Origin of the sequence: Companilactobacillus kimchiensis (assembly GCF_001438805.1) — a bacterium.
In the GTDB taxonomy this organism is placed as follows: domain Bacteria; phylum Bacillota; class Bacilli; order Lactobacillales; family Lactobacillaceae; genus Companilactobacillus; species Companilactobacillus kimchiensis.
On record NZ_JQCF01000033.1, the window covers coordinates 16653 to 27969 of the forward strand.

The 11317-nt window shown below is 39.4% G+C and carries 11 protein-coding genes and 3 pseudogenes; 9 read left to right on the forward strand and 5 right to left on the reverse strand.

The window, feature by feature from the left end; genetic code table 11:
• The first annotated feature begins 52 nt into the window (after positions 1–52).
• Positions 53–472: an Ohr family peroxiredoxin gene (locus IV57_RS11545; RefSeq protein ID WP_057881674.1), complete on the forward strand. Its 420-nt coding sequence runs from the start codon at positions 53–55 to the stop codon at positions 470–472.
• 345 nt (positions 473–817) lie between these two features.
• Positions 818–955, forward strand: a complete 138-nt coding sequence (locus IV57_RS13520) for a putative holin-like toxin (RefSeq protein WP_420806329.1) — start codon at positions 818–820, stop codon at positions 953–955.
• Here IV57_RS13520 and IV57_RS11550 read toward each other — a convergent pair.
• Positions 909–2147: a DUF389 domain-containing protein gene (locus IV57_RS11550; RefSeq protein WP_057881680.1), complete on the reverse strand. Its 1239-nt coding sequence runs from the start codon at positions 2145–2147 to the stop codon at positions 909–911. The two genes, IV57_RS13520 and IV57_RS11550, sit on opposite strands and share 47 nt — an antisense overlap.
• Positions 2148–2194: 47 nt before the next feature.
• On the opposite strand from IV57_RS11550, the pseudogene IV57_RS11555 reads away from it, so the two are divergent.
• Positions 2195–2926: pseudogene (locus IV57_RS11555) on the forward strand (IS3 family transposase); the annotation flags it as partial.
• Positions 2927–3044: 118 nt separating this feature from the next.
• Here the strand turns inward: IV57_RS11555 and IV57_RS11560 are convergent.
• A complete protein-coding gene (locus IV57_RS11560; protein WP_057881676.1) occupies positions 3045–3626 on the reverse strand; it encodes a recombinase family protein in 582 nt (193 codons plus the stop codon).
• A gap of 193 nt (positions 3627–3819) precedes the next feature.
• Between IV57_RS11560 and IV57_RS11565 the strand changes: the two genes are divergently transcribed.
• The gene (locus IV57_RS11565) at positions 3820–4635 is read left to right on the forward strand and encodes a hypothetical protein (RefSeq protein WP_057881677.1); all 816 of its coding nucleotides are present in this window, start codon (positions 3820–3822) and stop codon (positions 4633–4635) included.
• Between the two features lie 393 nt (positions 4636–5028).
• Here the strand turns inward: IV57_RS11565 and IV57_RS11570 are convergent, their stop codons facing one another.
• Both IV57_RS11570 and IV57_RS13455 read right to left on the reverse strand, forming a co-directional pair.
• Positions 5029–5277, reverse strand: coding sequence for a GlsB/YeaQ/YmgE family stress response membrane protein (locus IV57_RS11570; protein ID WP_057881678.1), 249 nt, complete (start codon positions 5275–5277; stop codon positions 5029–5031).
• A gap of 6 nt (positions 5278–5283) precedes the next feature.
• The gene (locus tag IV57_RS13455; RefSeq protein ID WP_016511903.1) at positions 5284–5415 is read right to left on the reverse strand and encodes a hypothetical protein; all 132 of its coding nucleotides are present in this window, start codon (positions 5413–5415) and stop codon (positions 5284–5286) included.
• Positions 5416–5621: 206 nt separating this feature from the next.
• Here IV57_RS13455 and IV57_RS13385 point away from each other — a divergent pair, with 206 nt between their 5' ends.
• From IV57_RS13385 to IV57_RS11590, 5 genes and pseudogenes are all read left to right on the forward strand, one after another.
• Positions 5622–5879 carry a hypothetical protein gene (locus tag IV57_RS13385; RefSeq protein ID WP_236704365.1) on the forward strand — a complete coding sequence of 86 codons (258 nt, stop codon included), beginning with the start codon at positions 5622–5624 and terminating at the stop codon, positions 5877–5879.
• 30 nt (positions 5880–5909) lie between these two features.
• A pseudogene (locus IV57_RS13390) lies at positions 5910–6098 on the forward strand (capsid assembly scaffolding protein Gp46 family protein); the annotation flags it as partial.
• A 132-nt stretch (positions 6099–6230) separates the two neighbouring features.
• Positions 6231–6482, forward strand: coding sequence for an IS3 family transposase (locus IV57_RS11580; protein WP_002816285.1), 252 nt, complete (start codon positions 6231–6233; stop codon positions 6480–6482).
• A gap of 17 nt (positions 6483–6499) precedes the next feature.
• Complete coding sequence (locus IV57_RS11585) at positions 6500–7378, forward strand: IS3 family transposase (RefSeq protein WP_269083229.1); 879 nt, start codon at positions 6500–6502, stop codon at positions 7376–7378.
• A 258-nt stretch (positions 7379–7636) separates the two neighbouring features.
• Entirely contained in the window at positions 7637–9673 is a 2037-nt protein-coding gene (locus IV57_RS11590; RefSeq protein WP_057881679.1) for a KUP/HAK/KT family potassium transporter, read from the forward strand.
• Between the two features lie 276 nt (positions 9674–9949).
• On the opposite strand, the pseudogene IV57_RS11595 reads toward IV57_RS11590, so the two are convergent.
• Positions 9950–11180 (reverse strand): annotated as a pseudogene (locus tag IV57_RS11595) (ISL3 family transposase).
• Positions 11181–11317 lie beyond the last annotated feature (137 nt).

The following is an 11317-nucleotide window of genomic DNA, read 5'->3' on the forward strand; positions in this document are numbered from 1 at the left end:
TCGAGTGGCTTGCGTTTAACGAAAGCTGCGATTATTTCAAGGAGGTCATCAAATGAAGAAAGTATATACAACAACCATGATTAACACTGGAGGACGCTCTGGTGAGTCACATAGCCCAAACCACTCTTTCAACGTAAACATTGAAGAACCGGGCAGTAAAACGGAAGGAACCAATCCAGAGGAACTTTTCGCTGCGGGCTATAGTGCTTGCTTTAATAGCGCCTTAGATTATATCAAACGAGCTAAGAATATTCGCGGTAATTCGATCATCAAGGTTAGAGTATCGTTGTACAATCAAAGTAAGGAATCAGTCCCAGATGTTGTTTTAGGAGTAGAAATTGAAGGCTTCATTTCTAATCTCCCCCTTTCAAAAGTGCAAGAATTGTTAGACGAAGCACACCAGGTCTGCCCTTATTCTCGAGCTACAAGAGGTAATATTTCAGTGACGGTGCAAGCCGTTCCTGAAATCTAGATTTCTCCTCGGAAACCATTTACTCTTAAGCAGGTCGCCGGAACTTAATGCTCATTAATCCAACCTTGCAATTAAATCAATCTATGATGGCCCTTTGTCAACAGGTATTGATGAAGAGCTTTTAGAGCTGTTCACATTAAAATTTTAATTTGCAAAATTGGTTCTCACTGGTAATATAGCGATCCAACGAATTTGTTCTAAAGCTTGGATAGTGATACAGATTCCCTGTATAATAGTTCTTTGTAGAGAAGTTAAGGCGGTGGCTATTTCCGATCGGAGGTGGTGCTTATGGTGTTAAACCTTTAAAGCCCATAAATCCTAACGAAAGGAGTAGCCTAGGTGTCCGTGTCGGATGCTTTACAATTAATGCTGGCTTTCGGTACCTTTATCGTACAGCCGATTTTGTCTAACTTTATTGAGGCCCCTCATTGTGACTTTAATCACTCTGTTGGGAAGGAGTCATCATGCGAACGACGGCATTAACATTGTTATTAGCGGCAGTTTTTGTGGCAGCCTTCTCAATCTCAGCCGCTTTTCCTTTGCCGTTATCTGAGAGCTGAATGGCAATTATAGAAATCGTGTGATTGGCTTTGTCTTGAACTTGGCCAACGAAAATATTGCTGATTTGTTTGGGATATTTTTTGACGATGTCATTTTGGACATTGGTCAATGAGGCGTTGTCGGCTGAATTGGTGCTGGTTTGAATCGTGTCATTGGTGTCTGATTGCTTCATATAATCTTGAAATTCTTTGGGGGTGATGTAATTTCCTTTGGTGAGCTGGGTCAACGATAACTGGTAATCACCAAGATGATACTGCTTCAATGAGTGCTGCAGTTGCTCAACTTGGCTGGCAGACAAGCGTTGGCCGATGACCGAGATTTGAATATTTTTGCCGTCGACGTTTTGTTTGGCAATGTATTGATTGCTGAGCTTCTCGTTGATAAATTGAGATAATTGCGTGTCGACGAATGAATTGTGGACGATCGTGTAAGCCGAGATTGAACTGGGGATGACAATGATAATCGAAATGATGACGATCAAAATTTGTTGGCGCAATGATACATTCAGCCGTTCACCGCTGCGGATGCGGAAAAAGATGGTCCCGGCTGCCGTTGCCAAGGCGATGAAAAAGGCGTTAATCAAAAATAAGTAGCCCGCCCCCAATATAAATGAAGCGTTGAGATGACTAATCCCATACCCAACCGTACATAGCGGCGGCATTAAGGCCGTGGCAATGGCAACCCCGGGAACGACGTTGCTACCATCTTTTTTCGCGGAACTGATGACCCCGGCAAATCCACCAAAGAAGGCAATTAAAACGTCCCAGAGAGTGGGTTCGGTTCGGGCAAGCAGTTGGGCGCTGGCGGTATTTAATGGCGAAATGAAAAAGTAAATGGTTGCACCGATGATCCCGATTGTCACCTGGATCAAAAAGAGTCTCGCCGCTTTTGATAATAGCTTTGGATTGCTATTTCCCAAGCCGTAGCCGATCCCGACAATTGGCGCCATTAATGGCGAGATCAGCATTGCTCCGATGACGACGGGCGCGGAATCAACGTTGAGGCCGATACAGGCAATGATGCTGGCACAGAAAAGGATTGCTTGCGTTGACCAGGTAAAATTCAAATCTTTTTGGACATTCATATTTAAAGTTTTTGTGGAAATTTGCTGCATGATCATCACCCATTTCTTTTAGTATTCCTTTTTTAGAGTAGCATAAGAAGCTGTCCAAAAGTACGTATTATCATTGGAAACACTATCAGACAAGTCGTCATGATAAACAAGATACGATTTTAAAAAGCCAGATCTTTGAAATTTGGAAAAATAATTATAAAGCCTATGGGTACCCTCGGATCACAATTGCCATGAGAAGACTTGGTGTAGTCATTGGCCCCAATCGTGTCTACCGATTAATGCAGGAGTTAGGCATTCGATCACTAATGGGGCGGCGTTTTAAGAAGCCAGGCACTCATGTAGATTATTCTCAACGGCCTAACTTGATTAAGAACCATCCAATCGGAACTATTTGGCGTGCTGACATAACCTACCTAGAACTAAGACCAGGCACTTGGGTTTATCTAAGTACCATCTTTGACCAAGCTAGTAAGCAAATCATCGCTTTCAACATTGGCAAGGAGATGGCATCGAAACTGATTATTAAGACATTGTTGCAAGCCTTGAGCAGGGCTTCTAAGCCAACCTTTTTGCACTCTGATATGGGTTCACAATACACCAGTATTGCTTATGAAGGCCTGTTAAAGCAGCACCTGATTAGGCATTCATATTCCAAACAAGGTTATCCATATGATAACGGTCCGCTCGAAGCTTTCCATTCGCTACTTAAACGAGAATTTATTTTTCAAACACGTTTTACTAGTTTTGAGGACTTAGTCCTCAGAGTTGAAAATTACATTAACTGGTATAACACCGAAAGAATTAGGATAAACGGCTAATTTTTTTAGTACCAAAACTTGACGTAGGAGCAAACTATTAGGGACATCACACGATTATTAAAGATCAGTCAAAATAGGAAATAATTTAAATATCCTTTTTCATGATCTTTCACCTGTCTTAGATTTTAGAAGTATCACTTGGTTTCTCAATTAACTTAAACCGTCGCTGCTGCGTGCGTTTACTAATCCCCGTCTTTCGTTCAATCATCTTGTAGGTCATGCCTTGTTTTCGCAGCTCATAAGCAAATCTGATTTGTTCATCAGAATACGTTTTCGGTCGCCCTTCCCGAAACAACGGATCATGTTGCTTGGCATACAATTTACCTTCTTGTGTGCGCGTGACAATCATATCGCGTTCAAACTGCGCAAAGGCGCTAAATATTGTAAAGACTAATTGGCCAGTCGGCGTATTGTCAATTAAGCCCATATTCAAAATATTAACTTTGATGTTCCGGTTAAACAGCTCTTGGATGATAGTTAAAGCCTCGCGCGTGTTCCGCGCAAACCGATCCAACTTAGTGACAATCAAAGTATCGCCTGTTTTTAGAACGCGCAACAGTTTTTGAAACTCCGGTCGTGCAGTAGTTGTGCCGGTAAACTTTTCCTGAAAGATTTTTTCTGCTCCTGCCAATTTTAGTAACTCAATTTGATTTGCTAATTTTTGATCAGTGGTACTGACCCGCGCATAGCCATATTTCATCTTTTTATCTCCTTATTTATGTCATTAAGTAATGACACGGATCTAACCCTTTAATTATACAGCATCAAAAAAGAGGCCACAACTGTTAAGTTGTGACCCTATTTATCGTACAGCCGTTTTTTTTGTCTTTACTAGTTGAATGACAGTGCTAAAGTCTTAATTAGACAGTTAGACAGTGATTCGGGGGAGAATTATGTTGAAAATTAAGGCTTTTCTTTTGGGGATAGCGGTTTTGCTAGGATGTGCCAGTTCAGTAACTGTTATACAAGCTGCAGGACTAGGTGGTCCTAATGTCGGGAATTATATATATGAAGATCAAGAAGTAGTTACTAATCAACAGTATGAAAAACTGGGAGATATCAATGGTCAAATTGACACGGGGCCTAATCCGCAAAGATTATATATTTTAGTATTGAGTGATAATGATAGTATAAGACGCTTTAATTATTTAACTGATAATGATCCTAAAACTAAAGGAATATCAGAAGATATAGTTATTAATAAAACTGGTGAAGTTTTATATGGACATAATCATTATTACGATATTGATTTCGATGAAAATGGTATACCAGATTGGAAAAACAATTATTTGGTCTGCGATTTAAAGAATAACCGGGTTTATTTTGATCCTAGTGATCAATCAAGTTCATATATTACGGACCTAATGTTTTGGAAGATTAAGATTGGAATGAATAATTTAACTGATGGAACCACCACACAGAGAATGGAAGCTTTATTTGATCTAGCAGAAAGATTAGAACCAAAGTTGAAAAAGGTTGCTGATAATAAAGAGTTCATATACTCGAAAAGCTATTATGATATTAAAAATATTGTTAATGGGGTTTTGCTTATATTAGGGATAATCGTTGGATTGGTTATCTGGTTTATTATTCATCGGCAAAATAAGAACCATCCTCATAATAGCGGTGGATCTGAGTTAGGCAATTCAGATTATGATGCTGGTTTTGACGAAGGGTACTATATGGGAAGTCAAGATCCATTTATGTAAAAAAAATTTTAGTTATGAAAAAGAACAGCATTTTTAAGGGATATTCGAGGTATGTAAAAAATACCTAAATCTCTTAATAAATGCTGTTCTTTTTACGTATATTCAGTTATGAATTTGTTTGATTTTTTAGCTTTACCGGTTTAATTAGAAATTTATTTTTTTGTGAACTAGCAACGGGGATAAATTTTTTACCATCTTTATAGACAAATTGGATAACATCATAATTGTTATCTAGCTTTTTTGCCTGTTTGGAAACAATATCTTGAATTGAATAAGGTAGATTGCAAATTTAATCCGAATTTTTGGACAACTTTGTCAGCATAACCTGATGAGGGGTGCTAATTAAGTTAGCATCTATAATTTAGTATAAGAACCTTAAATGAAGCTTAAAAACTAATTCTTTGATTTACCGACAAAGAAAGAAACTAAAGCAACAACAATTACTGCTCCAATAATTGAAGGAATAATTGCCATTCCGGCTAATTGAGGGCCCCAAGATCCGAGTATAGCTTCTCCAATAGAGGAACCAACTAATCCAGCAACAATATTAGCAATCCACCCCATTGATTTTCCTTTGCTAGTAATTGCTCCAGCAATAGTACCAATGATGGCACCAATAATTAAAACCCATAACCAATGCATAAAACATCATCCTCTCTTATTTTTCGAAGGATGTTTTTTAGATTTGTTATAGTTTTGAATTTCTTTAAAAATGGCTAATAAAAGTTGAGATATAGAAATGATAATTGATATTTTTGACCAAAGTCCAAATCTTTTCATATCAAATCCTCCATTATCTAAATTGCATCCTTCTAAATCTAATTATAGGCAATTGAACATTTGCATACAAGTTATTCAATTGTGCCATTCTTTTTAAAATAGGAATTTTTGATTTGCCTTTTTCTCAATTACAAGCGTTAAAGAATAATTGATTTAGTTATTGCACTTACAAACAATTTAGTCTACGGACTTAAAAAGAAATTTTGATGATGAAAACAAATTTGCAATTTTTTGCTGATCCTAACCCAGAACCTAAGCCAAACGATTCCAACCCAAATCCTGATGGTAAAAATCCAAAGCCAGCTGGCAAGACCTACACACAGGATGATATTGGAAAGATGATGGCCTCTAAGGCTAAAGAAGTAGAAAGCAATCTGCGGGATGATTTTGAAAAGGAGCTTAAGCAAAAGGAACAAGAATGGCTTGAAAAGGGTGAAAAACGAGCCAGCATGAATGCTAGTTAGAAGGCCCAAGCCGATTTAGAAGAGCAACGACAAGCCTTAAAAGAACAGCAAGACCGTCTTCAAGAAAAATTAGATGAAGCTGATCGTAAGGATGCTTTAGCTGCAACTAAAACTGTTCTAACTGACAAGCACATTCCAGCTGAATTTGCGGAGTTTATTAGTGATGTTAAAGAAGATGTTCGTAACAATAACTTAGATAAGTGGTCAACTAAAGGATAAAAAGCCTATATCTATTCTTCTTTTGGGTACCGATACGGGTTCTTATGACCGTGGATGTAAGCTGATTCCTGAGACAACTTTTAAGAGAGGGTATAATGAATAAATCGTCTCTCAAAAGGAAGTAATTTTTACATGCCAACTCGTTACGACAAAGAATTCAAACAAAACATTATCAACCTATATAAGCAAGGCGAATCAGCTGCCCAACTGGCCAGAGAATATGGCATTGGCTATTCAACAGTTCATAAGTGGATCCAGGGCCAGGCCAAAACTCAATCTGGTAAATCGCCAGACGAAATCAAAGCGATGGAAAAGCGACTGGCTTCGCTGTCTGAGGAGAACGAAATCCTAAAAAAAGCCCTGGGCTTCCTTGCGCAGAAGTAACCAATATCTTTGATTACATTCACCAAGAAAGCCATCACCACCAGGTAACCAAGATGTGCCGAATCCTCGGTGTTTCCAGAGCTCAGTATTATCGTTATCGATCCCCCCAACCTTCAAAACGCCGGGCCGAAGATGCGGACTTGAAACAACGGATTCTGCGGATCTTTGCGGAATTTAAGCAGCGATACGGTGTTATGAAGATCCACCATGAATTGAATCTGGAACTTCAACCACTGCAGCTTCGGTGCAGTCCACGACGGATTTCCCGGCTCATGAAGGAACTGGATATCCACTCCGTTACCGTCAATAAGTGGAAAGCGGCTTCGGCTTCCAAAACCAAGGTTGAACAGCGTCCCAACTTGCTTAAGCAGGATTTCTCGACCACTGGTTTAAATCAAAAATGGACCGCTGATATGACCTATATTCAAACGAAGCGTAATGGCTGGTGTTACTTATCAACCATCATGGACCTGCACTCACGACGGATTATCGGCTATTCGTTCTCAAAAAAGATGGCTACTGATTTAGTCTTAAAGACCCTTGAAAGCGCGGTTAAAAATCGAACCATTACTGGGGACCTGATTATCCATACGGATTTAGGATCACAGTATACCAGCGATGATTACAATCAACGTTTAACTGAACTACATATCCGCCACTCTTACAGCCGTAAGGGTTGTCCGTATGATAATGCGCCAATGGAATCCTTTCACGCTTCCCTCAAAAAGGAATGTGTTTATCCAGTGCCGGTCTTTGAAGATTATGAAACTGCCGCTGCCGTCCTTTTTGAATATGTGCATGCTTTCTACAATAGGAAGAGAATTCATAGTTCACTGGGCTACCAGACTCCCTTACAAGTTGAAATCGCAACACTTACGAGCCAAATGGCCGCCTGATTTAATGCTTTCCATGGTTCAAATAAGTTATTAATCACGATTAATGATTTATTTGAGCTGTGGAAGGTAAACACGGTTCTGAATGTCTCTTAAAACCTGTCTCAAATATTGACTTCAATCCAATCAGTATATCGTAAATTATGAGCTTCTTTAAAGTGATTTCATTATGATGTATATGGCATAGTTGCTTTTCTTCGTGTTTAGGCTTACTATTTTGCAGTGCCATATTTCAATAATTAGCGTTGGGGGCAAGCAAATATGAATAAGCAACTAGAACGTGTTTCTTTTGCGGGGGCACTTGTTACTTTAGGAATTGTGTACGGTGATATTGGCACTTCACCATTGTATGTTATGAATGCATTGATTGGTGACGCCGGTAAAATGGGAAATATTTCTCCCAATTACGTGATTGGATCGATTTCGTTGATTTTTTGGACATTAATGATCATTACAACGTTGAAGTATGTTGTCATTGCAATGCAAGCCGATAATAAGCGTGAGGGCGGAATTTTTGCTTTATATGCATTGGTTCGAAAAAATTCAAAATGGTTAATTTGGCCAGCCTTGATTGGCGGGGCGGCCATTTTGGCCGATGGAACATTAACTCCTGCAGTAACTGTGACTTCAGCCATTGAGGGATTAAAAAAACAACACCTTGGCCCTGTGGTGTTTAGTAATTCTCAACATAACGTCTTGATTATCACAACAGTTGTTCTACTCGTATTATTTATGATTCAACGTTTTGGAACAGGTGTGATTGGGAAATCCTTTGGACCAGTGATGATTTTATGGTTTGGCTTTTTGGCTGTCTTTGGAATCGTTAATCTAATCAATTATCCAATGATATTGAAGGCTATTTCTCCTTATTATGCAATTAGGGTACTATTCAGTCCAGTTAACAAAGTGGGAATCTTTATACTTGGAAGTATCTTTTTGGCAACCACAGGAGCAGAGGCTTTATATTCCGATATGGGTCACGTTGGCAAGCAGAATATTTATGTAACATGGCCACTAGTATATAGTACCCTATTTTTAAATTACTTAGGTCAGGGTGCTTGGATAATTAGACATGCAGGTGATACTGCTTACAGGAACTTATCGAACTTAAATCCCTTTTATGAAATGCTCCCCGGAACTTGGCGCCTAGTTGGCATTTTGCTAGCCACACTCGCTGCAATTATTGCCTCTCAAGCGTTGATTACGGGTTCTTACACTTTAGTCGATGAAGCAATTGGCTTAAAATTTTTACCTAGAATGGTTATTAGACATCCAAGTAATATAAAAAATCAAATTTATATTGCAACTGTTAACTGGATACTATGTATAATAACAATTAGTGTAGTCTGGTTCTTTGGTAGTTCACAAAAAATGGAGGCCGCGTATGGTTTAGCGATCACTATTACCATGCTTATGACTACTGTGCTTTTGCATGAATTCTTAAAGAAACACCTGGCTAAGGGAACAGCACTTATAATTGCCTTGTTTTTTGGTTTTATTGAGTTAATCTTTCTAATTTCAAGTTTGGTTAAGTTTATTCATGGCGGTTATGTTACGTTAACAATCATGTTGGGCATTCTTTATATTATGTGGCTTTGGTACTTTGGAAATAAACGAAGAGACCATTATGAGAAAGAAAGCGAGTATGTTTCACTTCTTGACTATCGTGATCAACTCTCTAAATTAAGCGCAGACAATACAGTACCTTTGTTCACGACTAACTTAGTGTATATGACTAAAATTAAGGGTGATTACCAAATTAAGCGTAGTACCATGTATTCTATTCTCGACACACAACCTAAAAGAGCTAAAGTTTATTGGTTTGTTACAGTCAATGAAACCAATGCACCTTATGAAAGTAATTATACAGTTGATTTACTTGAGACGCATAATGTTGTTAACGTTCAATTTTACTTAGGGTTTAGGAAATCTCAATCCGTTAGTGTCTATTTACATCAAGTTGTAAATAATCTAGTGGAACAAGGTATTTTAGAACCACAAATACCCACGTATTCAACAGAGCGACAACGGAAAGTCGGCGCCTTTAAGTTTGTTATTATAAAGGAACAACCATCAGATTTAATTTTCAATGATAAGTTAAGCTCGTTAGATAGAAGATTGATTGGCGGGCGCATCTATTTGCAGAAAATTACGGCCTCACCTATTTCATGGTATGGTTTGGAGTTTAGCAATGTCATAGAAGAAAGTTCTCCGTTATTTATTAATCAAGATCAGGATCAATACTTAATCCAAAAGAAAATTTATCATCGAGGCAGATTAAGTAAGACTGAAAAATGAGTATGCAGTAGTTTAAGTGCAACAACTAAGTTAGAAAAATTATATTTAGTTTTAATTAATGGTCTGATCTCAGTACTTTACTGAGATCAGACCATTTTATGGAAGTTTGTCAAATGGTGTTGAAGGATAGTTTCTATCCTTTGGAGATCCCCTCGTGTGGGAGATCTTTTTTGTTGTTTTATTAGTTGCGGCGTTTAGTCTGGTGTGTTGTCTGAATATCGTACTTGAAGGCATAACAAATAAGCCTACCATCGTGACGTTATTGTGGTAGATAATCTAGGCAATCAGCTGGTAGACGCGTGTGAACATATTGGCCTGATTGGAGAAGCCATAACAAGCACGTTTGAGCTCCTTGATCTTACGGTTGACGCCCCTCTATCGGTCCGTTAGAGTAGGACGATTTGGCGGCGTTAATTACTCCATTAAGATTCTTTCGTAGGGTATGTATGGCCGTATCTAGGGGCGTGCCGTTAGGCTGATAGTTAGTGATGATATTCTTGAGTTCATCAGCGTGACGCCCCATCAAAGCATCGTGGAGATCGATGTAGGTTTCATAAGCTGTTTTGAAGGCCGGAAACGTATCGGTTCCAATATCAATAGCGTTCTGTTCGGTCGAGTACTCATTCAGGCCGAAGAGGTAGCGGCTCTTTTGTACGTCAGGGTTGGCCTTGTGGAATAGGCGCCATAGTGATTTCAGTACTTTATATTCCCGCGAATGCTTGTCGAGTTGCTTTAAACATTGAGTGCAAATGGTATCCATCGTCCGGCCCATTAATTGAATAATGTGGAACCGATCAATAATGAGTTCGGCGTTAGGGAATAGTTCGTGCACGAATGCCTGATAGGAGGCGTTCATGTCCATGATGACGCGTTGAACCGCGGCCCGTTCTGCGGTGCTGTACTGACTAAGAAAGAACTATTTGATGGTTCTATTAAGGCGGTCGCTAAGTACTTTAACTGATTTGTGAGTGTCGGCGTCAATGCAAATAAACGACATGGAGCCGTGCGTGGAACGGAATTCATCAAAGCATAGATTAATCGGTAACCGGCGGCTCGCGTGTGGATGAATATTAGCCGTCAAAATACGCTGAACTGAGTTTGTCGAAATACCGGTGAGACTGGCGATAGTCTTAGCCGGGAGTGATTTACTGGCTAGCTTCAGCACATAAGTCGCTAGTCCGTGACCGATGGCGTGGTTGGTTGATACCACTGGAGTGGTGGCCGTACAAGTGCTATGGCAGTTACTACAACGCCAGCGTTGCTTTTTTATTACGGGCCGGTCCATGGGTCCTGCAATGTGGACATGAGTGAGCTTGTGTCCGTTAGGGTGCAACGTATTGTATCCACAGCTGGGACAGCGTCTGAGTGTGTAGGTAAGCTCTGCCTGGATGACCAAATACTTTTTGCGACCCGAGCCCCGACCATGAAATTCCTCACGAGTACCGAACACCTGAATGTTTGTGTCTGTAATTCCCAGTAATTTAAGTGTATTATCTAGTTGAGACATCTATTCCTACCCCGCTTATCTTGAGTTTCGTCGCTTAAAGCATAGCACTAGGGAGGCTTAGATGCCTTTTTTTGTTATCAAAAAGGGCCTAGTACTTTTGGAATGGAAATACTTTCCAACACCAAAAATTCTAGACC